This is a genomic window from Bradyrhizobium sp. Ce-3, from assembly GCF_022835695.1.
Classification (GTDB): Bacteria; Pseudomonadota; Alphaproteobacteria; order Rhizobiales; family Xanthobacteraceae; genus Bradyrhizobium.
This window is the reverse complement of the sequence record NZ_BQUV01000003.1, coordinates 463769-485486: the sequence shown is the minus strand read 5'-3', so window position 1 is coordinate 485486 and position 21718 is coordinate 463769. Positions and strand designations below refer to the sequence as shown.

The 21718-nt window shown below is 65.3% G+C and carries 22 protein-coding genes; 10 read left to right on the top strand and 12 right to left on the bottom strand.

The genetic code is table 11. The annotated features are described in order from the left end of the window. The first annotated feature begins 80 nt into the window (after positions 1–80). A complete protein-coding gene (locus tag BRSPCE3_RS13380; protein ID WP_244066281.1) occupies positions 81–1037 on the top strand; it encodes a LysR substrate-binding domain-containing protein in 957 nt (318 codons plus the stop codon). Between the two features lie 231 nt (positions 1038–1268). On the opposite strand, the gene galU is transcribed toward BRSPCE3_RS13380, so the two are convergent. Together galU and BRSPCE3_RS13370 are read right to left on the bottom strand one after the other, a co-directional pair. Further along, positions 1269–2144, bottom strand: a complete 876-nt coding sequence (gene galU, locus BRSPCE3_RS13375; protein WP_244066280.1) for a UTP--glucose-1-phosphate uridylyltransferase GalU — start codon at positions 2142–2144, stop codon at positions 1269–1271. Between the two features lie 148 nt (positions 2145–2292). Further along, positions 2293–3594 (bottom strand): NADH:flavin oxidoreductase/NADH oxidase family protein, encoded by a 1302-nt coding sequence (locus BRSPCE3_RS13370; protein WP_244066279.1) that lies wholly within the window; start codon positions 3592–3594, stop codon positions 2293–2295. Between the two features lie 87 nt (positions 3595–3681). On the opposite strand from BRSPCE3_RS13370, the gene BRSPCE3_RS13365 reads away from it, so the two are divergent. The 3 genes from BRSPCE3_RS13365 (at position 3682) to BRSPCE3_RS13355 (ending at position 7629) form a co-directional block, all read left to right on the top strand. Next, on the top strand, positions 3682–4101 hold the full coding sequence (locus BRSPCE3_RS13365) for a MerR family transcriptional regulator (RefSeq protein WP_244066278.1): 420 nt from the start codon (positions 3682–3684) through the stop codon (positions 4099–4101). A gap of 132 nt (positions 4102–4233) precedes the next feature. After that, positions 4234–5613 carry a lytic murein transglycosylase gene (locus BRSPCE3_RS13360; RefSeq protein ID WP_244066277.1) on the top strand — a complete coding sequence of 460 codons (1380 nt, stop codon included), beginning with the start codon at positions 4234–4236 and terminating at the stop codon, positions 5611–5613. Positions 5614–5898: 285 nt separating this feature from the next. After that, positions 5899–7629, top strand: a complete 1731-nt coding sequence (locus tag BRSPCE3_RS13355; protein WP_244066276.1) for an SGNH family hydrolase — start codon at positions 5899–5901, stop codon at positions 7627–7629. Between the two features lie 177 nt (positions 7630–7806). Here BRSPCE3_RS13355 and BRSPCE3_RS13350 read toward each other — a convergent pair whose 3' ends face one another. Both BRSPCE3_RS13350 and BRSPCE3_RS13345 read right to left on the bottom strand, forming a co-directional pair. Next, entirely contained in the window at positions 7807–8184 is a 378-nt protein-coding gene (locus tag BRSPCE3_RS13350) for a CsbD family protein (RefSeq protein WP_244066537.1), read from the bottom strand. Between the two features lie 55 nt (positions 8185–8239). After that, positions 8240–8974, bottom strand: a complete 735-nt coding sequence (locus tag BRSPCE3_RS13345; protein WP_244066275.1) for an SDR family NAD(P)-dependent oxidoreductase — start codon at positions 8972–8974, stop codon at positions 8240–8242. A gap of 176 nt (positions 8975–9150) precedes the next feature. Between BRSPCE3_RS13345 and BRSPCE3_RS13340 the strand changes: the two genes are divergently transcribed. Together BRSPCE3_RS13340 and BRSPCE3_RS13335 are read left to right on the top strand one after the other, a co-directional pair. Beyond that, a complete protein-coding gene (locus tag BRSPCE3_RS13340; protein WP_244066274.1) occupies positions 9151–9930 on the top strand; it encodes an SDR family NAD(P)-dependent oxidoreductase in 780 nt (259 codons plus the stop codon). A 111-nt stretch (positions 9931–10041) separates the two neighbouring features. After that, complete coding sequence (locus BRSPCE3_RS13335; protein ID WP_244066273.1) at positions 10042–10929, top strand: TauD/TfdA family dioxygenase; 888 nt, start codon at positions 10042–10044, stop codon at positions 10927–10929. Positions 10930–11094: 165 nt separating this feature from the next. On the opposite strand, the gene BRSPCE3_RS13330 is transcribed toward BRSPCE3_RS13335, so the two are convergent. Next, positions 11095–11754: a YqgE/AlgH family protein gene (locus BRSPCE3_RS13330; protein WP_244066272.1), complete on the bottom strand. Its 660-nt coding sequence runs from the start codon at positions 11752–11754 to the stop codon at positions 11095–11097. A gap of 136 nt (positions 11755–11890) precedes the next feature. Between BRSPCE3_RS13330 and BRSPCE3_RS13325 the strand changes: the two genes are divergently transcribed. The 4 genes from BRSPCE3_RS13325 to BRSPCE3_RS13310 all read left to right on the top strand — a co-directional run bounded on the left by BRSPCE3_RS13325 (position 11891) and on the right by BRSPCE3_RS13310 (position 14931). Beyond that, positions 11891–12727, top strand: coding sequence for a protein-disulfide reductase DsbD domain-containing protein (locus BRSPCE3_RS13325; RefSeq protein WP_244066271.1), 837 nt, complete (start codon positions 11891–11893; stop codon positions 12725–12727). Positions 12728–12964: 237 nt separating this feature from the next. Continuing rightward, positions 12965–14359 (top strand): oligosaccharide flippase family protein, encoded by a 1395-nt coding sequence (locus BRSPCE3_RS13320; RefSeq protein ID WP_244066536.1) that lies wholly within the window; start codon positions 12965–12967, stop codon positions 14357–14359. A 33-nt stretch (positions 14360–14392) separates the two neighbouring features. After that, positions 14393–14629, top strand: a complete 237-nt coding sequence (locus BRSPCE3_RS13315) for a hypothetical protein (protein WP_244066270.1) — start codon at positions 14393–14395, stop codon at positions 14627–14629. Continuing rightward, positions 14626–14931, top strand: coding sequence for a type II toxin-antitoxin system RelE/ParE family toxin (locus BRSPCE3_RS13310; RefSeq protein WP_244066269.1), 306 nt, complete (start codon positions 14626–14628; stop codon positions 14929–14931). The genes BRSPCE3_RS13315 and BRSPCE3_RS13310 overlap by 4 nt, the downstream gene beginning before the upstream one ends. Positions 14932–15015: 84 nt before the next feature. Here BRSPCE3_RS13310 and BRSPCE3_RS13305 read toward each other — a convergent pair whose 3' ends face one another. The 7 genes from BRSPCE3_RS13305 to BRSPCE3_RS13275 form a co-directional block, all read right to left on the bottom strand. Next, the gene (locus BRSPCE3_RS13305) at positions 15016–15804 is read right to left on the bottom strand and encodes a 3-hydroxybutyrate dehydrogenase (RefSeq protein WP_106321122.1); all 789 of its coding nucleotides are present in this window, start codon (positions 15802–15804) and stop codon (positions 15016–15018) included. 12 nt (positions 15805–15816) lie between these two features. Continuing rightward, positions 15817–17001, bottom strand: a complete 1185-nt coding sequence (locus BRSPCE3_RS13300; RefSeq protein WP_244066268.1) for a DUF3734 domain-containing protein — start codon at positions 16999–17001, stop codon at positions 15817–15819. Positions 17002–17107: 106 nt separating this feature from the next. Then, a complete protein-coding gene (locus BRSPCE3_RS13295; protein ID WP_244066267.1) occupies positions 17108–17605 on the bottom strand; it encodes a CAP domain-containing protein in 498 nt (165 codons plus the stop codon). Positions 17606–17819: 214 nt separating this feature from the next. Beyond that, the gene (locus BRSPCE3_RS13290; RefSeq protein ID WP_244066266.1) at positions 17820–18869 is read right to left on the bottom strand and encodes a sulfate/molybdate ABC transporter ATP-binding protein; all 1050 of its coding nucleotides are present in this window, start codon (positions 18867–18869) and stop codon (positions 17820–17822) included. Then, entirely contained in the window at positions 18859–19821 is a 963-nt protein-coding gene (gene cysW / locus BRSPCE3_RS13285; RefSeq protein ID WP_375709902.1) for a sulfate ABC transporter permease, read from the bottom strand. The genes BRSPCE3_RS13290 and cysW overlap by 11 nt, the downstream gene beginning before the upstream one ends. Before the next feature lie 9 nt (positions 19822–19830). Continuing rightward, entirely contained in the window at positions 19831–20637 is an 807-nt protein-coding gene (cysT, locus tag BRSPCE3_RS13280) for a sulfate ABC transporter permease subunit CysT (protein ID WP_092126216.1), read from the bottom strand. A 45-nt stretch (positions 20638–20682) separates the two neighbouring features. After that, the gene (locus BRSPCE3_RS13275; protein WP_375709901.1) at positions 20683–21684 is read right to left on the bottom strand and encodes a sulfate ABC transporter substrate-binding protein; all 1002 of its coding nucleotides are present in this window, start codon (positions 21682–21684) and stop codon (positions 20683–20685) included. Positions 21685–21718 lie beyond the last annotated feature (34 nt).

Genomic DNA, 21718 nt, shown 5'->3' with positions numbered 1-21718 from the left:
AGCTCTTCCAAGAATGATTCTACGCGCCCCAATCCATCAGGTGAAATTGACTTTAGTGATCGCGTCGATAAGATAATCTGATGATAAATGTCACACTCCGGCAATTGAGGTATTTCGATGCGCTGGCGCAGCACGGGCATTTCGGGCGCGCCGCCGATGCCTGCGCGGTGTCGCAGCCGGCGCTGTCGATGCAGATCCGCGAGCTGGAGCGCGCCGTCGGCGGCGTGCTGATCGAACGCAATGCGCGGCAAGTGACGCTGACGACGTTCGGCGAGGACCTGCTGCATCGCGTGCGCGATATCCTGCGCTCGGTCGACGAGCTCGGCGACTTCGCGCGCGCCTCGCGCGACAAGCTCGCCGGGCGGCTGCGCGTCGGCATGATCCCGACGATCGCGCCATATCTGCTGCCGAAGGTGATCGAGACGCTGGCGCGGCTGCATCCCGAGCTCGACATCCATGTCCGCGAGACGCTGACGCCGAAGCTGATCAAGGAGGTCGCCGAAGGCCGGCTCGATACCGCGATCGTGGCGCTGCCGGTGCATGAACCGTCGCTGACCGAGGTCGCGCTGTTCTCGGAGAATTTCCTGCTGGTGCGGCCGGGCGAGGACGCCAAGACGCCGGTGCCGAGCGCCGAGATGCTGCGCGAGATGCGGCTGCTGCTGCTCGAGGAAGGCCACTGCTTCCGCGACCAGGCGCTGTCGTTCTGCAACATACAGTCCTCGCCGCCGCGCGAGGTGCTGGACGCGAGCTCGCTGTCGACGCTGGTGCAGATGGTCGGCGCCGGCATCGGCGTCACTTTGATCCCCGAGATGGCGGTGACGGTCGAGACCCGCTCGGCGCCGGTCACGGTCTCGCGCTTCAAGCACCCGCAGCCCTCGCGCACCATCGGCATGGTCTGGCGCAAGACCTCACCGCTCGCCGCGCAGCTGCAGCAGATCGCCGAAGTGGTGAGCCTCGCCGCCAGGGAGTTGCGCACGCCGAAGCAGGATGGCGCGAAAGAGCCGGCGAAACGCGCGGGGCGGCGGAAGGTGGCGTGACTGCGGAGATGCTGCGGTGGAAATATAATTCTCGTTTGACGCATACATCGCGCCACATCCACAACCGTCGTCCCGGCCTTCGCCGGGACGACGTCGTGGATGGTTCTGGCGCAATGTCATCGACCGGGCGATGACAGTACGTAGGGCGGATTAGCCGAAGGCGTAATTCGCCGGCCGACACGCGACGGCGGATTACGCTGCGCTAATCGCCCTACAAATCTTCCCGCGCCCCTACTTCTCCAGATACTTCTTCATCTCGGCGATCAGGCCGTCGCGCAGCTCGGGGCGCTTGAGGCCGAAGGCGATGTTGGCGCGCAGGAAGCCGGGCTTGGAGCCGCAATCGTGGCGCTCGCCCTCGAACTCGACGCCGTAGAACTTCTGCGTCCTGGCAAGACCGATCATCGCGTCGGTGAGCTGGATCTCGCCGCCGGCGCCGCGCTCCTGGGTGGCCAGGATGTCGAAGATCTCCGGCTGCAGGATGTAGCGGCCGGTGATCGACAGGTTCGACGGCGCGGTTCCCTTCGGCGGCTTCTCGACCATGCCGTCGACCTCGAAGATGTTGCCGGTGCGTTTTCCCACTCCGCAGATGCCGTATTGATGGGTGAGCTCATCGGGCACCGCCTCGACCGCGAGCACATTCGACTTTTCGCCAAGCTTGTTGGCGGCGTCGATCATCTGCTTCAGGCAGCCCGGCGTGTTCAGCACCAGTTCATCAGGCAGCACCACCGCGAACGGCTCGTTGCCGACGATGTCGCGCGCGCACCACACGGCGTGGCCGAGCCCGAGCGGCGCCTGCTGCCGGGTGAAGCTCATCGCGCCGGCTTCAGGCTGGTTCTGCGCCAGGATGTCCTGCTCGGTCTTCTTGCCGCGCTGCGCCAGCGTGGTGTCGAGCTCGAACATGCGGTCGAAATGATCCTCGATGACGCCCTTGTTGCGGCCGGTGACGAACACGAAGTGCTCGATGCCGGCTTCGCGGGCTTCGTCGACCACGTACTGGATCAAAGGCTTGTCGACGATCGTCAACATCTCCTTCGGCATCGCCTTGGTGGCGGGCAGCACACGGGTGCCGAGACCGGCGACGGGAAATACGGCTTTGCGGATCTTCATGGGATTATCGGAAGCCTTGCAACGGGTGGGAACGCGCGAGATTTAATCTCTTCTTGGTAACCGTTTTTGCAGCCGAGAACAAAGGCGGATGTGTGATGCGCACCCATCCGCCTTCTGCACCCAAGCCTGTTCGACCCGAGCGTTCCGCCTATCGCGGCATCCCGACGGCGCGCGAATTGGCGCGCGACGGGGCTGCCGCGCCCCCGGTTACGGCAGTCGCGGCAGCAGATGACCCGATCCAGCGGCGATACTTGCGAGTGAGCACCGCAGTCCGCAGCTGGGCGAGGACCAACGCCTTCAGCGGCGAAACGTTCGGATTGGCCGTGCGGCCCCGGCTCAACCGCCGCAACTGGAATTTCACCACCGCCATGGCGGCGAGCGAGGCCAGCGGCTTGCTCTTCCAGCCGATCGGCGCGACGTCTGGCCGCAGATCCTCCGCCCTGCGCCAGGCATTCGGCAAATCCGGCCGGATCGCGAGCGCGGTGCCGATACCTGCGATTGCGACACCGCTGTCGAGCACCTGCTGCACGACGCCGATGCGGCGAATGCCGCCGGTGACCATCACCGGCATCTTCGCGACGCCTGCGATGTCGCGCGCGAAGTCGAGGAAATAGGCCTCGCGCGCCAGCGTGCGGCCGTCGCGGGCATCGCCCTGCATCGCCGGCGCCTCATAGCTGCCGCCCGACAGTTCGACGAGGTCAACGGGCAATTGATTCAGCATCTCGACGACGGTCTTCGCATCGAGCGCATCGAAGCCGCCGCGCTGGAAATCGGCCGAGTTCAATTTGACCGCAACGGAAAAGCCCGGCGACACCGCCGCGCGCACCGCCTTGACGGTTTCGATCAACAGACGCGCCCGGTTTTGCAGCGAGCCGCCCCAATCGTCGGTGCGCCGGTTGGTCAGCGGCGACAGGAACTGGCTGAGCAGGTAGCCGTGCGCCGCATGGATCTCTACGCCGGAAAAACCCGCCCGCTCGGCGAGGCGCGCCGCGCCGGCGAAGCGCGCGATCACCTCGTCGATGTCCTGCCCGGTCATCGCCCTCGGCGTCGCAAACAGGTTCGAATGCTTGCCGAGATCGAGCGGTACCGCTGACGGCGCCACGGTTTGCTGGCCGAGATTCTTCATCATCTGGCGGCCCGGATGGTTGAGCTGCAACCACATCTGCGCACCCCTGGCCCGGCCGATCCGCGCCCAATTCCGGAACGCTTCGAGGTCGGTGCCGTCCTCCAGCACGACGCCGCCCGGCCCGGTCATGGCGCGGCGGTCGATCATGACATTGCCTGTTATGATGAGGCCGGCGCCGCCATCGGCCCAGGCCTGGTAGAGTCGCAGCAGTTCGGCCGAGGGGACATGCGCGGCATCGGCCATGTTCTCCTCCATCGCCGCCTTGGCGATGCGGTTGGGAACAGTGCTTCCATTGGGCAGCGTGAGGGAATCGAACGGCGACATGAGCCAGGTTTCCTAGTTCCTTGTTGATCTGGGCGCACCCTAACCTTAAAGTGAACTTTAAGGTCAAGCAGCCAAAGGAGCACCGCCGTGAAGATCGGGGAACTGGCCCGGGAGTCCGGCCTGTCGCCGTCGCGCATCCGCTTTTATGAGCGGGAGGGCCTGATCGGGTCGATCGACCGCGGCCTGAACGGCTACCGGCAGTACTCGCGCGGGACCAGGCAAGTGCTCGAGATCATCGTGATGGCCCAGCAAGCCGGTTTCTCGCTCGACGAGATCCGGAACCTGCTGCCGCCGCACGGCAAGGGAGACTGGAGCCGCGACAGACTGCTGACCGCGCTCAAAACCAAGGTGCGCGAGGTCGCAGCCCTGCGGGGTCGCTTGGCTGAAACCCAGGCCGGACTGGAAGCCGTGATCGCCCGGATCGAAGCGAGCCCGCCGGGCGGCGACTGCTTTGAGAATGCCGAAGCCGTTTTGGCCGATCTCAGGGATCAGGTCAGAACGGATTGATGCGCCGGACAATTTGTCCCGGCCAAAACCGTCGCGTGATTTCGCCACGCCCCAAATGCTGCCCTTTGTTAAGCTATTGGAAACCGTGACGGGGCCTTCTGAGGCGGCACGATTTTGACAGGCACACGACACATGCGCGCGACGGGAACATCAAGGACCAGACTTTTCAGCGCGAGCCTGATCGCGCTGGCCCTGCTGCTGCCCGGCAGCACGCAAGCCCAATCGGCCGGCAACGGCCTGACCAATTTGATCGACAGCATCTTCTCCCCGAACGCCGCGACGCCGCCGCAGGCCGCGACTGGACAGGACGGTGCGCCGCCGCCCTGGAGCGGCGAGGACGGCGCCTCCGGCCATCCGCTGATGACGGCAGCCGCGATCCGCCAGGCCGCGTCCGACTTCCCGAACTGCGTCGCGGCGATGTGGCCGGATGCCGCGCGGCGCAACATCACGCAGGAGAATTTCCAACGCTTCACCGCGGGGCTCACGCCAGACCTGCGCATCATGGATCTCCTGGATTCGCAGCCGGAATTCACCAAGGCGATCTGGGATTATCTCGATATCCTCGTCAGCGATGCGCGGCTCGCCAAGGGCCGCGAGATCCTCGCGAAGTACAAGCCGCAGTTCGACGCGACCGAGAAAGCCTATGGCGTCGATCGCTACATCATCGCGGCGATCTGGGGCATCGAGTCGAACTACTCGACCCAGATGGGCGATCGCAGCGTGGTGCAGTCGACCGCGACGCTCGCCTGCATCGGCCGCCGCCAGGCCTACTTCAAGGATGAATTCCTGTCGGCGCTGGAAATCCTCAACCGCGGCGATCTCAGGCCCGAGCAGCTGCGCGGCTCCTGGGCCGGCGCGTTCGGTCCGACCCAGTTCATGCCGACCGCGTTCAAGCGCTTCGCCGTCGACGGCGATGGCGACGGCCGTCGCGACGTGGTCGACAATCCGAGCGACCTGATCGCCTCCACCGCCAACAATTTGAAGAAGGACGGCTGGCAGACCGGCGCAAGCTGGGGCTACGAGGTCGTGCTGCCGCAGGGCCTCAACTACATGCTGGCCGACCGCGCCAAGGCGATGCCGCTGTCGCAATGGGAGCAGCTCGGCGTCAAGCGGCCCAACGGCCAGGCGTTCCCGCGGCCGTCCGACAAGGCCTATCTGCTGGCGCCGGCGGGTGCCGAGGGGCCGGGCTTCCTGATGCTGCAGAATTTCCGGGTCATCATGAAGTACAACCCGGCCGAGGCCTATGCGCTCGCGATCGGCCATTTCGCCGACCGGCTGCGCGGCGGCCAACCCTTCGTGCAACCCTGGCCACGCCAGGAACGGGTGCTGTCGCGCGCCGAGCGGCTGGAACTGCAGCAGCTGCTGGCCCAGCGCGGCTTCTACAAGGGCACGCCCGACGGCCAGTTCGGCGGCCAGACCCGCGAGGCGCTGCGCGGCTTCCAGGTCTCGATCGGCGCACCGGCCGACGGCTTTGCCACATCAGAGGTGCTGGATCGGCTGCGGGGGCGGTAGGCCGCCCCGTAGCCCGGATGAAGCGCAGCGAAATCCGGGGTTCTCACCGCGCGGCTGGTCTGGTCCCGGATTACGCTTCGCTCCATCCGGGCTACGGCTCTGCGCTTGCGGGAGCCCAGTTCCGGTGCGGCGCCCCCGCCCCCGAAACTAACCGTGAAATCCGATATTTGCCGGCTGCCTTGACGGCGGCCGGAGGCACCCGATTTATGGTGGAAAAGCTGCCCGCTTGCGGCCCGATTCCGCTAGTATGCTCACGTACTTCCAGATCATTTGCGACTGAACGCGATGCCAAAGCCGAGATCCTTCTTGCGCATATTCACCGAAGCCGGCCCGCTGGTCGCGCTGACGGTCGCGCTTGCGCTGTTGATCGGCATTGCCGAGCCCGCCTCGGCGCAGTTCTTCGGCTTCCCCGGCTTCGGTGGCGGACCGCCGCAGCCGCAGCGCCGCGCGCCGCCGCAGCATGGTGGCGGCGGTGGCGGCTGGTTCGGCGGCGATTTCTTCGCGCCGTTCCAGCAGCAGCCGCAATCGTCCCAGCCGCAGCGGCCGCGCGAGGATTTTTCGCGCGCGCCGCCGCCGGCCAAGCGCGAGGCCGCGGCCGAGCGCAACGTGCTCGTGATCGGCGACGCCATGGCCGACTGGCTCGCCTATGGCCTGGAGGACGCCTATTCCGACCAGCCCGACATGGGCGTGATCCGCAAGCACAAGACGGTCTCCGGCCTGATCCGCTATCAGCCCAAGGGCGATCCGGCGGACTGGGCGGCGGCCGCCAAGGGCATTCTCGCCACCGAGAACCCCGACGCCATCGTGGTGATGCTCGGCCTCAACGATCGCACCTCGATCCGAGAGCCGGTCGTCGAGAAGAAGGTCGACAAGAAGGACGATAAAAAGGACGCGCGCGGCAAGCCGGATGCCAAGCCCGGTGACAAACCCGATGCCGCCGCCAAGACCGATGGCAAGGCAGATAGCAAGACCGACGGCAAGCCGGCCGAGACCGAGCCGCCGGCAGATGATGCCGACAACGACCAGCAGGCCGCGCCGGAAAAGACCGCGCGCTCGCCCAACGGCGTCTACGACTTCCGCGACGACCGCTGGGTCGAGCTCTACGGCAAGAAGATCGAGGAGCTGATCAACGTCCTGAAGAGCAAGGGCGTGCCGGTGCTGTGGGTCGGCCTGCCCGCGATCCGCGGCCAGAAGGGCACGTCGGATATGCTGTTCCTCGACGCGCTGTATCGCGACGGCGCCGGCAAGGCCGGCATCACCTATGTCGACGTCTGGGACGGCTTTGTCGACGAGGCCGGCCGCTTCATGCCGAAGGGCCCGGACTTCGAGGGACAGCCGCGCAAGCTGCGCTCCGATGACGGCGTGTTCTTCACCAAGGCCGGCGCGCGCAAGCTCGCGCATTATGTCGAGCGCGAGGTGACCCGCCTGCTCGCGGTGCGCACCGGCCCGATCGCGCTGCCGAGCGAACCGGCGACGCCCGACACCAGCGCCGAGCCGGGCAAGCCGGCGCCGCGGCCGCTTGCCGGACCCGTGCTGCCGCTGGTCGCTTCCACCGTCGGCACCGATCAATTGCTCGGCGGACCGGGAACACGGCCCGCCTCCGTCGATGCGCTCGCCGCGCGCACGCTGGTGAAGGGCGAGGCCCTGGCGCCGCCGGCCGGCCGTGCCGATGATTTCGCCTGGCCGCGCCGCGAGATCGGGCGCGAGCAAGCCAAGGGCGACGTGCCGGTTGCCGCGGCCACGCCGGCTGCGCCCACCGGCGGGCCCGCAAATCCGCCGCCCTCCACCACGGCGATCGCGCCGGATGGCTCGATCATCACCGCGCCGAAGCCGCAACGGCGCGCGTTCCGTCCGGCCCAGGCCCAACCGCAGCCGCAGCCACAGACCCAACCCTGGCTGCGTGATATCTTCGGCTTCGGCGCGCCGCAGCAGCAGCGCCCATTGGTCGCCCCGCCGCCGCGTCCGCCGCGCAACGTCGGACAGCGGGCCGCAGGGCCGGGGAATCCCTGGCAGTAAGCGGATCCACGTCATTGCGAGCAAAGCGAAGCAATCCATCGATCCGCAGACGCGGACGGATGGATTGCTTCGTCGCTTCGCTCCTCGCAATGACGACGGATGAACTCGTGAGGACGAGGTTAGGCGGGACGGCGAGTTACGCTGTCGCCAACCCGCCCTACGATTTCGTCGTGCGGCTCAACCGTAGTACCGCCAGCGCGACGGTGGCGGACGGCGCGGCTGCCGCGTCATCAACAGCGCAAGCGCAAAGCCGATGCCGCCGGCGATCAGCAGCGATCCGAGCGGATTGTCCTGCACCGTCTGCGCCATCGCCTTCTGTCCGCTGCGAACGGTCTCGCCGCGATGTTCGTACGCGTCCTTGGCGTAGTTGACCGCAGTGTCGGCGGCGTCGCGCGCGGCATCCTTGGCTTGGCCGTAGAGATCCTGCACCGAACCTGCGGCTTCGCGTGCACGGCCCGAGGCCTGCGTTTCCTTATCGCCAGTCGCATCGCCGACGGCGCCTTCCGCCTTGCCTGCAAATTCCTTCGCCGTTCCGAAAATCCGATCCTTGTCCATCATGACTGCTCCCTGAAACTGTCAGGGAGCCAACCACGGAACCTCGCGCAGGTTCCTAAAGGATCAACCCGCCGTCGACCACGATGGTCTGGCCGACGATGTAGGAGGCGAGCGGCGAGGCCAGGAACAGCGCGGCGCCGGCCATGTCGGCGGGCGTGCCGAGACGTTTCAGCGGAATGCGCTCGAGCGCGCCTTCGAGCCGCTTCGGATTCGCGGTCGTCGCCTTGGTCATCTTGGTGTCGACGAGGCCCGGCGCGATGCCGTTGACGCGGATGCCGTTCTCGGCCCAGGCCTCGCCGAGCGTGCGCGTCAGCCCGACCGCGCCGGTCTTCGAGGCGTTGTAGGCCGGATTGCCCATGGTGGAATGATAGGCCGCGGTCGAACTGACAATGATCAGCGATCCCTTGGCTGCGCTCAGCATCGGCTGGAATTTCGTCGCGCAGGCCATCAGACTCATCAGATTGACCTCGAGCACCTTGCGGAAGCCTTCCATCTGGAATTCCCCGCGGCGGTAAATCACCGCGCCCTGCGCCAGCACCAGCACGTCGAGCCGATCGAACGACGGCGTGAGGCTTTCGATCGCGTGCGGATCGGAGACATCGAGCTGCGCATAGGCGAGGCCCTCGAGATGCGAGCCTTCCTCGGCGGAATAGTCGCTTGCCTGCGCGCGGGTGCCGTACACGGCAACGCGCGCGCCCTTGGCGCGGAAGGCCTGAGCGATGCCGTTGCCGATGCCGCTGGAGCCGCCGACCACCAGTATTTGCTTGCCGCTGAAATCGAGCTCGCTCATCGCGTTTCCTCTCTGTTGTTTTCTTGATTGAGCATGATCCTTTGCGAAAAGCCAACCGGGAAACTTGCGTTAACGCGCTGCCTGCGCGGCGATCAAGGATTGCCGGTTTGACGTATCTGCAGATCGGTGCGAGCGTTGGCGTCTGACAACCAAGAAAAACAAATGGGAGGTCCGTCGTGTCCGAATACAAGCAGCTCAGCCGTTCGGTGAAGGGCCTCACCGTTCTGGTCACGGGAGCAGCCAGCGGCATGGGCCGCGCCACCGCGCGCGTGTTTGCCGATGAAGGCGCCAATGTCGCGGTCACCGATCTTACCGAAGAGGGCACGCAGGCGGTGGCCAAGGAGATTTCCGCAAGCGGCGGCTCGGCAAAGGCCTGGACGCTCGATGTCAGCGATCGCGACGCGATCACAAAAGTCGTCAACGATGTCGCGGCGCATTTCGGCGGGCTCGACATCATCGTCAACAATGCCGGCATCTCGGTGCGTGTGGCGATCGACGATCCCGGATACGAGGATGCCTGGGCCAAGGGCATCGCGGTGATGCTCACCGCGCATCCACGCATCATCCGCGCCGCACTGCCATACCTGCGCAAGTCGCGATCGCCGCGCATCGTCAACATCGCCTCGACGGAGGCTCTGGGCGCAACAGGCCTGCACAGCCCCTACTCCGCGGCCAAAGGCGGCGTCACCAGCCTGACGCGTTCGCTCGCGGTGGAACTGGGGCGCGAAGGCATCACCGTGAACTGCATCTGCCCGGGCCCGATCCGCACCGCGATCACCGACCGCATCTCCGAGGAGCACAAGACGATCTACGCCAAGCGCCGCACCGCGCTCGCGCGCTACGGCGATCCCGAAGAGGTCGCGCACATGACGCTGAGCCTGTGCCTGCCCGCCGCATCGTTCCTGACCGGCGCCGTGATTCCGGTCGACGGCGGGTTGATGGCACGGAATGCCTGATCCGCGCTTCGCCGTATCTTGCCGCGAAGCGTTGACAGGCCGCGCATCGGGAGTAGCCTTCGCGTCAAACGAAGCGGGACAACCGCCCGCAAGATTCGGGGAGACACGCCGATGACGGTCCTGATCCGCCAGCTTCACAAGCATTTCGTCGGCGAGGTCTCCGGCGTCGATCTGCGCAAGCCGCTGACGAAGCAGGAAGCGGTCGACATCGAGGCCGGCATGGACAGATACGCCGTGCTCGTGTTCCACGGCCAGGAGATATCGGACGATCAGCAGATGGCGTTCGCGCTGAATTTCGGCGAGCGCGAGGATGCGCGCGGCGGCACCATCGCGAAGAAGGAGGACTACCGCCTCTCCGCCGGGCTCAACGATGTCTCCAATCTCGGCAAGGACGGCAAGCCGCTGCCGAAGGATCATCGCACCCACCTGTTCAATCTCGGCAACTGCCTGTGGCACTCCGACAGCTCGTTCCGGCCGATCCCGGCGAAATTCTCGCTGCTGTCGGCGCGCGTGGTGAACCCGAAGGGCGGCAACACCGAATTCGCCGACATGCGCGCCGCCTATGATGCGCTGGATGACGAGACCAAGGCCGAGATCGAGGACATGATCTGCGAGCACTCGCTGATGTATTCGCGCGGCTCGCTCGGCTTCCTCGATTACACCGACGAGGAGAAGGCGATGTTCAAACCGGTGCTGCAGCGGCTGGTGCGCACCCACCCCTCGCATCGCCGCAAGTCGCTGTATCTGTCCTCGCATGCCGGCGCCATCAGAGGCATGAGCATGCCGGAGGCGCGGGTGCTGCTGCGCGACCTCACCGAGCACGCCACGCAGAGCGAATTCGTCTATGTGCACAAATGGACGGTGCATGACCTCGTGATGTGGGACAACCGCCAGACCGTGCACCGCGTCCGCCGCTACGACCAGTCGCAGCCCCGCGACATGCGCCGCGCCACGGTGGCAGGCACCCAGCCGACGGTGGCGCAGGAAGCAGCGGAGTAGACCACACCCACCGCCGTCGTCCCGGGCAAGCGTAAGCGCGACCCGGGACCCATAACCACAGGCCGCCGTTGTTGCGCGAAGCTGTGGCCCCAGCGCGGCATCACAACGACATGCGGTGGTGATGGGTCCCTGCTTTCGCAGGGACGACACTGTGGGTGTGGCGAGCTACGCGTGGCCGGCGTCGTTCGACAACATGCCGGCCTCGATGCCGATCTTGCGCAGGGCGCGCGCGTATTTCTCGTCGACGTCGGTGCCGAAGATCAGCTCCGGATCGGCATCGCAATGCAGCCAGCCATTGTGCTGGATCTCGTTCTCGAGCTGGCCCGGCGCCCAGCCGGCATAACCGAGCGCGAGGATCGCATGCTTGGGGCCTGAGCCCTTGGCGATGGCCTTCAGGATATCGACGGTCGCGGTGAGCGAGATGCCGTCATCGATGTTCAGCGTCGCATCCTGGATGTAGAAGTCGCTGGAATGCAGCACGAAGCCGCGGCCGGTGTCGACCGGGCCGCCCTTCATCACCTTCATCATCTCGGCATTCTCGGGCAGCTGGATCTGGTCCGACTTCTCGATGATGTCGAGCTGCACCAGGAGGCCGGGAAAATCGATGCTGCCGGCCGGGCGATTGACGATGATGCCCATCGCGCCTTCCGACGAATGCGCGCACATGTAGATCACCGAGCGCTCGAACCGCGGGTCGTTCATGACAGGCATCGCGATCAGCATCTGGCCATCGAGGTAGCCGTCCTCGGGCGCGTTGTGACCGGCGGCCGGGGCTCTGCCGGCGGCGGTCTTGCGAGTCTTGCCTGTTTTGCCTTCAGGGCGCATCCGCAAAGGCCTTTCCTGCTGATTTGGCATCCTGATATTGGGTGGCCGTTCTGTCAATCAACCATCGGCCGCAGTGCGGCGATGCATCACAAGCAATTCAATGGTTTGCACCGAAAGTTGCAGGTAAAGACGTCTCATGATCGTCACAGTTCCCTTGCGGGCCGCATTTGGCGTTGCCGCCCTGATTTCCGTCGCATGTGCCGCAACGGAGGTTCGCGCCGACGACGCCTCGCCGTGGCAGCAGGACAGCCATTCGGCCGTGCGGTTGCTCGCGGGATCGCGCAGCGGCGCGGTGCTGCTGGGCGGCATCGCCTTCCAGTTGCAGGACGGCTGGAAAACCTACTGGCGGACACCCGGCGATTCCGGCGTGCCGCCGCGGTTCGATTTCTCCAAGTCGGATAATGTCGATGCGGTCACGGTGATGTGGCCGGCGCCGCGCCAGTTCGACGACGGCGCCGGCGGCACCTCGCTCGGCTACAAGCACCAGGTGGTGCTGCCGCTGCGCATCGTCGCGAAGAATCCCGACAAGCCGTTGGTGCTGCGCGCCGAGATCAACTACGCGGTGTGCGAGAAGCTGTGCGTGCCGGTGGAGGCGAAGGCCGAGCTCGCGTTCGCCAGCGTCGCCTCGACCGAGGACGCGGCGCTGTCGGAAGCGCTCAACGCGGTGCCGAAGCCCGCCAATATCGGCGATGCCACCCCGGTCACGATCCGCGACGTCAAGCGCGACGGCAACAACGTGCTGGTCGATGTCGCAGCACCCGACACCAAGGACCTCAGCCTGTTCGTCGAGGGACCGACGCCCGATTGGGCGCTGCCGGTGCCCAAGCTCGTCGCGCACGCGCCGCCCGGCGTGAAGCGCTTCTCGTTCGAGCTCGACGGGTTGCCGCCCGGCGCCAAGGCGGACGGCGCCGCGCTGAAGCTGACGCTGGTCGGCGGCGACAAAAGCTACGAATTCAATATCAATTTGAACTGACGCCCGCCGCAGTGTCGTCCCGGCGCAGGCCGGGACCCATAATCCGCAGCGGCAGTTTGGGGCACGCTGGGGGCCAAGCTGTGCCCACCAACTGTTCCCTGTGGTTATGGATCCCGGCTTTCGCCGGGACGACGCAAGACGGGAACATCCCTCACCCAACCCAATCTTAACGTTTCGTTGATAGATCGGGGGCCATTGCCGCCTTGCGGCGCTTTAGGAATTTTCCGCTTGGCTGTGATGGAGACACGATCCGAATCCTCTGCCGCGACCTCCGCGCCGTCGGGCCCGGCCGCACGGCTGCGCGGCCTCGCCGCGCGGCTGCTCGGCGGCACCAAGGAGGCGTCGGTCACCAAGCGCCTCGCCGGCATGATCTTCGTCATCCGCGTCATCAGCGCCGCGATCGCCTATCTGGCGCAGATCCTGCTGGCGCGCTGGATGAGCGGCTCGGACTACGGCATCTATGTCTATGTCTGGACCTGGGTGCTGCTGCTCGGCAGCACCATGGATTTCGGCATCGCGCCGTCCTCACAGAAGATCATTCCGGAATATCGCGCACGCGGCGACCTCGCCGCACTGCGCGGCTTCCTCTCCGGCGGACGCTGGGTGGTGCTCGCCGCCTCCAGCACGGTCGCGCTGCTGCTCGCCGGCGTGATCCACCTTGCTTCGCCCTGGATCGATCCCAACGCGATCGTGCCGCTCTATATCGGCTGCCTGACCTTGCCGCCCTTCGTGGTCGCCAACACCCAGGACGGCATCTCACGCGCGCATGACTGGATGCAGCTCGGCCTGATGCCGCAGTTCATCGTGCGGCAGGGACTGATCATCGCGTTCACCGCCGGCGCGCTGGCGCTCGGGCTCAATCTCGGTGCGACCGCGGCGATGATCGCGAGTGCCGCCGCGGTCTACATCGCTGCGATCGGCCAGATGATCGTGCTGAACCGCCGCCTCAAGGCCCATGTCGGGGTGGGCGAGAAGACCTACGACGTCAAGGGCTGGTTTGCGATCTCGCTGCCGATCATGCTGGTCGAAAGCTTCTATCTCCTGCTCGGCTACACCGACGTGCTGATGCTGCAGCAGTTCCGCTCCTCCGAGGAGGTCGGCATCTATTTCGCCGTCGTGAAGACGCTGGCGCTGGTGTCGTTCGTGCACTACGCGATGTCGGCGACGACGGCGCACCGCTTCGCCGAGTACAATGCGCTCGGCGACAAGGACCGGCTGTCGGCCTATGTCGCGCACGCCATCAGCTGGACGTTCTGGCCCTCGCTGCTCGCGACCATCGCGCTACTCGCGTTCGGCAAGCCGCTGCTGTGGCTGTTCGGACCGAAATTCGTCGACGGCTACAGCATCATGTTTGTCGCCGCGATCGGGCTCGTGGTGCGCTCGGCGATCGGACCGGTGGAGCGCCTCTTGAACATGCTCGGCCACCAGAGCATCTGCGCCACCGCCTATGCGGTGTCGTTCTTCATGAATGTCGGCCTCTGCATGACGCTGGTGCCGCGCTACGGCGGCATGGGCGCGGCCGCCTCGACCTCGCTGTCGCTGATCTTCGAGACCATCCTGCTATTCTACGTGGTGCGTTCGCGGCTCGGGCTGCACGTGCTGGCGTTCGGGAAGCGGCGGTCGGGCCCGTAGCATTTCGATGGGCCGCGGCATATAATAGATGGCATGACAGCCGTCGAACTGAAGAATCTGCTTGATCGCGTTCAATCCTGGCCGAAGGCGGCACAGGATGAATTCGTATCGATCGCAAACCAGATCGAAAGCGAACTGCAGGCCCAAGACTACGTCGCGACCCGGGACGAACTGCGAATCATCGACGCAGCAATGGCATCCATCGACGCCGGCGAGCTGGCGACCGACGAGGAGATCGCAGCCGCGTTTGCGAAATTTCGTCACAAATGAAAGTCGCCTTCTCGCGGCAAGCACTGAGTGATCTGGACGAAATCGCGAACTACTATTCGACCCACGCCAGCCCAGCAATTGCCGCAGCTGTCGAGCGCCGCTTCCGCGATGTTATTGACCGTGTATGTCACGCGCCCGAGGCGGCGCCGCGCGTCTCGCAGCGCTCCACGGTCCGCGTGGTCACCGTCCTGCGCTATCCATTCCGCATTTTCTATCGGGTCCGCGGCGATACAATCGACATCCTCCACATCAGACATGCGTCCCGGATGCCGTTCTCCCCATCCGATTCTGATGCCAGCTAGGTCGGCCGACTTGCTGCCCTAAAAAAGCCGGCCCTGATGCATCGGGGCCGGCTTGTTCTTGGGCTGGCAAATTCCGCCAGAATACTACTCCGCGGTCCAGCCGCCGTCGATCGAGAGGTTGGCGCCGGTGATCTGCGCGGCGTCGTCGCCGCACAGGAACAGCGCGAGGGCCGCGACCTGCTCCGAGGTGACGAACTCCTTGGTCGGTTGCGCCGCGAGCAGCACGTCCTTGATGACCTGCTCCTTGGTCATGTTGCGCGCCTTCATGGTCTCCGGAATCTGGTGCTCGACCAGCGGCGTCCAGACATAGCCCGGGCTGATGCAGTTGCAGGTGATCTTGAACTGCGCGAGCTCCAGCGCCGCGGTCTTGGTGAGGCCGGCGATGCCGTGCTTGGCCGAGACATAGGCCGACTTGAACGGCGAGGCGACCAGCGAGTGCGCCGAGGCGGTGTTGATGATGCGGCCCCAGCCGCGCTTCTTCATGCCGGGCACCGCGGCGCGGATGCCGTAGAACGCCGACGACAGATTGATCGCGATGATGGCTTCCCACTTCTCCGGCGGGAATTCCTCGATCGGCGACACGAACTGGATGCCGGCATTGTTGACCAGGATATCGACCGAGCCGAAGGTCTTCTCACCGAGCGCGATCATGTCGGCGATCTCGGCCGGCTTGGTCATGTCGGCCGGCGAATAGGCCGCCTTGACCTTGAAGTCGGTCTCGATGCCGGAACGCTCCTTCTCGATGTCGGCCGGAACGCCCATGCCGTTGATGACGACATTGGCGCCGGCGCCGGCGAAGGCGCGCGCATAAGCCAATCCAATGCCGCTGGTCGAGCCGGTCACAACGGCGGTCTTGCCTGTCAACGTACCCATTGTTCTTCGCTCCTATTTGCTTGCCGGGGGCTTCACTTCAGGGGCCTTGGGTTCGTCCCCCGTGAGGTCGTAAGTCACCATGGTTTCCCCGGACTGCGGCCGTTCTAGCCATTCTTTGTGACGCATCGACAAATGCACGTCGCGCACGCCGGCGCCCCAGTGCTCGACCATCGCGACATGGGAGAAGTCGTAGTCCTTCGACGAAGACTCGTAATTCTTGCTCTTGTAGATCAGGTGAACCACCGTGACGGTGTTCTCCTTGGAGGCCTTGCGCAGCAGCTCGACCGAGGGATCGTTCTTCAGGTAATCGGGCAGCTTGCCGATCAGGTCGCGCACCGCCATGCGAGCGTTGTGGATCTGCCGGTTCTTGTCGGTGTTCATTCGCGTCCGGCTGGAATAGCGGATGTCCTTCTCGCGCTCGGCGGCCTCCAGCAGCGTCTCCGGCAACGGCCCGCGCGCGCTGAACAGGTCGACCTGGAAGATCAGCAGATCGCGGCTGGTCTCCTCGTCGAGCACGAAGTCGAGCGGGGTGTTGGAGGCGATGCCGCCGTCCCAGTAATGCTCGCCCTCGATCACCACGGCGGGAAAGCCCGGCGGCAGCGCGCCCGAGGCCATGATGTGCTCGGGGCCTATCTTCTTGCCGGCCTTCTTGAACTCGTAGTTGTCGAAATAGCGGAAATTGCCCGAGGTGACGCCGACCGCGCCGACCGACAGCCGCGTCTTCAGATCGTTGATGCGGTCGAAATCGACCAGCCGCTCCAGCGTCTTCTTCAGCGGCGCGGTGTCGTAATAGCTCAGCGATTGCGAGCTGCCGGGCGGCCACAGCGGCGCCGGCGGAATCCGCGGCGTGAAGAAGCCCGGCACGCCGAAGGTCGCGATGATCGCGGCAGAGGTCTCGTTGAACAGCGAGCGGGCGCGCTCATGCTTGGAGACCGGATTCCACGGCACCGGCGCCGACACCATCTCCCAGAATTCCTTCAGCCGCGGCACGCGCTTGTCCGGCTCGTTGCCGGCGATGATCGCGGCATTGATGGCGCCGATCGAAATGCCGGCGATCCATTCCGGCTCGAAGCCTGCATGACAGAGCGCCTGGAACGCGCCGGCCTGGTAGGAGCCGAGCGCGCCGCCGCCCTGGAGAACCAGCACACGCTGCGCTTGCGCCGGCGTCGAGGCCGGCGCGGAATCCGAAGTATCCATCCGTAACCGATCGGTTCGAAATGACTTGAGGTCGCACCGTGGCGGCTGTTCGCAGCCGCGTCAATCAACGAGATATCGAGGGGAGTTCACGCGGAATTTATCGGGATCAGGTTGCCGCCAAAATGAGCGTCCAGAACACCTTGTATTTGGTATTCGGAGCATAGACAGCGGCGATGCCCATTTTTGTGACACCGCTCTTGAGCATATTGGCCTTGTGCGGCGGTGAATCGCGCCAGCCCGAAAAGGCTTCCGCCAGCGTATGATAGCCGGCCGAGATGTTCTCGACCGCGACCGTTGCCGGATAGCCGCCGGCCTCCAGCCGCTTGCCGAGCGGGGCCTTCACGTCATGGTCCATCTTGTTGCGGGCGGCCATCGCCTGCGACTGCTGCTCGGCGAGCTTGGTCAGGTCGGGATCGACCACGACGGTGCCGAGGCCATTGTTCTGGCGGTATTGCGAAAACATGATCGCCGCCGCCTGGCTGTCGAGCACGGCGCCGGGCTGCGCCATGTTGAGATACATGGCCGGTTCTTCCGGGATTTTGGTGTCCGTGCCGCAGCCGGCAAGCACCAGAAGCCCGAACAGGGCGACCGTCGTCCGTTTCACTATTGAAGACCCCCAAGGTTGGCCCGCCGTTGTTGCATACCAACCGTGGCTGAATGGTGAACAGGGGCTAACTTTTGGCCAGCAATAGCCACCGGACTCGCGTAGCCGTGGCCCGGTAGCCCGGATGGAGCGGAGCGCAATCCGGGAACAGTCGATCCGCGGCGCGAAGTCCCGGATTTCGCTGCGCTTCATCCGGGCTACGAGACCTACAGCCCTACTCCTGGGCGGCAAAGATCCGGTAGCGGCGGGGCTGCAGCGAGACGATCTCGCCGGCTTGCAGCTCGCGGTCGCGGGGGGCGTCGATCTCGATCACGGTCTTGCCCTCGCTGCCCGACAGCGCCACCTCGGCGCGCTGGATCGGACCGAACGACCGGACATGCCGGATGGCGCCTTCCAGCGCCCCGGTTCCGGCCGGACCGACCGCCATGTCGTGGCGGCGGACGAACAGCTTGGCCGCACCGGACGCGGCGCCCAGCGCCGGAATGTTCAACGGACGGCCGTCGAGCCGCACCGCATCGCCGGCGACATCGACCGGCAGCACGATGGATTCGCCGATGAAGCCGTGCACGAAGGCGGTCGCCGGATTGTCATAGACCTCGCCGGGCGAGCCGATCTGCTCGATCCTGCCCTTGTCCATCACAACGACGCGGTTGGCGACCTCGAGCGCCTCCTCCTGGTCGTGGGTAACGAAGATCGAGGTGACGTGGATCTCGTTGTGCAGCGAGCGCAGCCATTGCCGGAGCTCCTTGCGCACCTTGGCATCGAGCGCGCCGAACGGCTCGTCGAGCAGCAGGATGCGCGGCTCGATCGCAAGCGCACGCGCCAAGGCGATGCGCTGACGCTGGCCGCCCGACAATTGGCTCGGATAGCGGTTGGCGAGCCAGTCGAGCTGCACCAGATCGAGCAGGTTCTTGACGCGGGCGCGGATCGTCGCCTCGTCCTTGCGGATCGCGCGCGGCTGCACGCGCAGGCCGAACGCGACGTTCTCGAACACCGTCATGTGGCGGAACAGCGCGTAGTGCTGGAACACGAAGCCGACCTGACGCTCGCTGGCGCCGCGCGACAGCGCGTTCTCGCCGTCGATCGCGACCTCGCCGGAGTCGGGCCAGTCCAGCCCCGCGATGATCCGCAGCAGCGTGGTCTTGCCGGAGCCGGACGGGCCGAGCAGCGCCAGGAGCTCGCCATCGGCGACCTTGAGATCGACATTGTCGAGCGCGGCAAAGCTGCCGAACGTCTTTACGATATTCCTGACTTCAATCGCCATCGGGCACCTCTGCCTCGTCGAGCCGCCGCTCGAGAACGGTCTTCGCCACCAGCGTGATCAGCGCCAGCATCGCGAGCAGCGATGCGATCGCGAACGACGCGACGAACTGATATTCGTTGTAGAGAATCTCGACCAGCAGCGGCATCGTGTTGGTCTCGCCGCGGATGTGGCCGGAGACCACCGACACGGCGCCGAATTCACCCATCGCGCGCGCGTTGCAGAGCAGGACGCCGTAGAGCAGGCCCCATTTGATGTTGGGCAGCGTGACGCGGAAGAAGGTCTGCAGGCCGGACGCGCCGAGCGAGATTGCCGCCTCCTCTTCCTGGGTGCCCTGTTCCTGCATCAGCGGGATCAGCGCGCGCGCCACGAACGGGAAGGTGACGAAGATCGTCGCCAGCGCGATGCCGGGCACCGCGAACAGGACGTGGACGTTGTGGGCCTGCAGCCAGGGCCCGAAATAGCCCTGGGCGCCGAACAGCAGCACGAAGACCAGGCCCGAGATCACGGGTGACACTGAGAACGGCAGGTCGATCAGCGTGATCAGGAAGGTCTTGCCGGTGAACTCGAATTTCGAGATCGCCCAGGCTGCGACCACGCCGAACACGAGGTTAAGCGTGACCGAGATCGCGGCGATCAGGAGCGTCAGCTTGATCGCGGCGAGCGCCTCGGGCTCGGCCAGCGCCGCGACATAGGCGACGACACCTTTCGAGAGCGCCGACGCAAACACGACCACCAGCGGCAGCACGACGAACACGCTGAGGAAGGCGATCGCGAGCGCGATGATGATGAAGCGGATCGGGCCCGGCTCGGTGCGCAGATTGCGCTGCGCCGTGCCCGGCTCCGCGCGCGCGATCTCGAGCCGCGGCGCCGGCGCCGCAACGCTGACATCGGTCGCGGGCGCGTAGGTCCGCAGCTGCGTCGTCGAGGTCGCCAATCCCGTCTGCATCGACATCTCAAGACCTCAATGCACGGGGATGCGGGCTTGCGCCCAGCGCTGCAGGCGGTTGATCAGGAAGATGATCAGGAACGAGGCCACCAGCATCACGACCGCGATTGCGGTGGCGTCGGCATAGCGGAATTCGGACAACCGGATCACGATCAACAGCGGCGCGATCTCGGAGACATTGGGCAGATTGCCCGCAATGAAGATCACCGAGCCGTATTCACCGATGGCGCGGGCGAAGGCCAGCGCGAAGCCGGTAAGCAGCGCCGGAATCAAACTCGGCAGGATGACGCGAAACACGGTGTGCCAGCGGTTGGCTCCCAGGCTCGCCGCGGCTTCCTCGATCTCGGGATCGAGATCGATCAGCACCGGCTGCACCGTGCGCACCACGAATGGAATGCCGATGAAGATCATCGCGATGAAGATGCCGATCGGCGTGAACGCGACCTTGATGCCGAGTTCGGCGAGCGGCGCGCCGAGCCAGCCCTTCTGGGCGAACAGCTGCGTCAGCGCGACGCCCGCGACCGCGGTCGGCAAGGCAAACGGAATATCGACGATGGCGTCGAACAGCCGCCGGCCCGGAAAGCGGTAGCGCACCAGCGCCCAGACGATGATGGTGCCCATCACCAGATTGACGCAGGCAGCCGCAAACGAAAGCCCGAACGAAATCTTCAGGGCGTTCAGGGTGCGGCGGCTGGTGACGATGCCCCAGAACTGGTCGAGGCTGAGCTCGAACGTCTTGAGGAACAGCGCGGCCAGCGGAATCAGGATGATAACGGAGAGCCATGTCAGGGTCAGTCCCATGGTGAGACCGAACCCCGGCAAAGTGCTGCGCCGTGCAACCGCTATAGTCACCTGTCCCCCCGCCGATCAGTTCTTGTAGATCTGATCGAAGATGCCGCCCTCGGCGAAGTGCTCCTTCTGCGCCTTGGTCCAACCACCGAAAACGTCGTCGATGGTGAAAAGTTCGACCTTGGCGAAGGATTTTTCGTACTCCTTGGCGATCTCGGCATCGCGCGGCCGGTAGGAGTTGCGCGCGGCGATCTCCTGGCCTTCCTTGGTGTACCAGTATTTCAGATACGCCTCGGCGACGGCGCGGGTGCCCTTCTTGTCGGCGACGCTGTCAACCACGGCAACCGGCGGCTCGGCGAGGATCGACTGCGGCGGCGCCACGATCTCGAACTTGTCCGCGCCAAATTCGCGCAGTGCCAGGAAGGCTTCGTTTTCCCAGGCCAGCAGCACGTCGCCGACGCCGCGCTCGACGAAGGTGACGGTCGAGCCACGCGCGCCGGTGTCGAGCACCGGAACGTTCTGATAGAGGTCGCCGACGAACTTCTTCGCCTTGTCGGCAGAGCCAAACTTCTTCTGTGCATAGCCCCAGGCCGCCAGATAGTTCCAGCGCGCACCGCCCGAGGTCTTCGGGTTCGGCGTGATCACGGCGACGCCGGGCTTGATCAGATCGTCCCAATCCTTGATGCCCTTGGGGTTGCCCTTGCGCACCAGGAACACGATGGTCGAGGTATAGGGCGAGGCGTTAAGCGGCAGCCGCTTCTGCCAATCCGCTGCCAGAAGCCCCTTGCCGGCGATCGCATCGATGTCATAGGCCAGCGCCAGCGTGACGATGTCCGCCTGCAAGCCGTCGATCACCGAGCGCGCCTGCGAGCCCGAGCCGCCATGCGACTGCTTGATCTCGACGCTCTTGCCGGTGTCCTTCTGATAGGCCGCGGCGAACGCCTTGTTGAAATCAACGTAGAGCTCGCGAGTCGGATCGTAGGATACGTTGAGCAGCGAAACGTCGGCCGCAAAGACCGAGCTCGCCCACAACAATCCCGCAACCAGCGGCAGGATACGACGGATCATTTCTGTCTCCATTCAACCTGAAAATGTCAGGGAACATGCAAGACAT

Excerpts from the sequence above, each read along its gene's own strand:
- BRSPCE3_RS13330 (WP_244066272.1), bottom strand. The coding sequence starts at position 11,754 with ATGCGCCCTGAAGGCAAAACAGGCAAGACTCGCAAGACCGCCGCCGGC.
- BRSPCE3_RS13320 (WP_244066536.1), top strand. The coding sequence starts at position 12,965 with ATGGAGACACGATCCGAATCCTCTGCCGCGACCTCCGCGCCGTCGGGC.
- BRSPCE3_RS13370 (WP_244066279.1), bottom strand. The coding sequence starts at position 3,594 with ATGTCGCCGTTCGATTCCCTCACGCTGCCCAATGGAAGCACTGTTCCC.
- BRSPCE3_RS13305 (WP_106321122.1), bottom strand. The coding sequence starts at position 15,804 with ATGGGTACGTTGACAGGCAAGACCGCCGTTGTGACCGGCTCGACCAGC.
- BRSPCE3_RS13380 (WP_244066281.1), top strand. The coding sequence starts at position 81 with ATGATAAATGTCACACTCCGGCAATTGAGGTATTTCGATGCGCTGGCG.
- BRSPCE3_RS13345 (WP_244066275.1), bottom strand. The coding sequence starts at position 8,974 with ATGAGCGAGCTCGATTTCAGCGGCAAGCAAATACTGGTGGTCGGCGGC.
- BRSPCE3_RS13290 (WP_244066266.1), bottom strand. The coding sequence starts at position 18,869 with ATGGCGATTGAAGTCAGGAATATCGTAAAGACGTTCGGCAGCTTTGCC.
- BRSPCE3_RS13300 (WP_244066268.1), bottom strand. The coding sequence starts at position 17,001 with ATGGATACTTCGGATTCCGCGCCGGCCTCGACGCCGGCGCAAGCGCAG.
- BRSPCE3_RS13360 (WP_244066277.1), top strand. The coding sequence starts at position 4,234 with ATGCGCGCGACGGGAACATCAAGGACCAGACTTTTCAGCGCGAGCCTG.
- BRSPCE3_RS13315 (WP_244066270.1), top strand. The coding sequence starts at position 14,393 with ATGACAGCCGTCGAACTGAAGAATCTGCTTGATCGCGTTCAATCCTGG.
- BRSPCE3_RS13355 (WP_244066276.1), top strand. The coding sequence starts at position 5,899 with ATGCCAAAGCCGAGATCCTTCTTGCGCATATTCACCGAAGCCGGCCCG.
- galU (WP_244066280.1), bottom strand. The coding sequence starts at position 2,144 with ATGAAGATCCGCAAAGCCGTATTTCCCGTCGCCGGTCTCGGCACCCGT.
- BRSPCE3_RS13335 (WP_244066273.1), top strand. The coding sequence starts at position 10,042 with ATGACGGTCCTGATCCGCCAGCTTCACAAGCATTTCGTCGGCGAGGTC.
- BRSPCE3_RS13350 (WP_244066537.1), bottom strand. The coding sequence starts at position 8,184 with ATGGACAAGGATCGGATTTTCGGAACGGCGAAGGAATTTGCAGGCAAG.
- BRSPCE3_RS13325 (WP_244066271.1), top strand. The coding sequence starts at position 11,891 with ATGATCGTCACAGTTCCCTTGCGGGCCGCATTTGGCGTTGCCGCCCTG.
- BRSPCE3_RS13310 (WP_244066269.1), top strand. The coding sequence starts at position 14,626 with ATGAAAGTCGCCTTCTCGCGGCAAGCACTGAGTGATCTGGACGAAATC.
- BRSPCE3_RS13275 (WP_375709901.1), bottom strand. The coding sequence starts at position 21,684 with ATGGAGACAGAAATGATCCGTCGTATCCTGCCGCTGGTTGCGGGATTG.
- cysW (WP_375709902.1), bottom strand. The coding sequence starts at position 19,821 with ATGTCGATGCAGACGGGATTGGCGACCTCGACGACGCAGCTGCGGACC.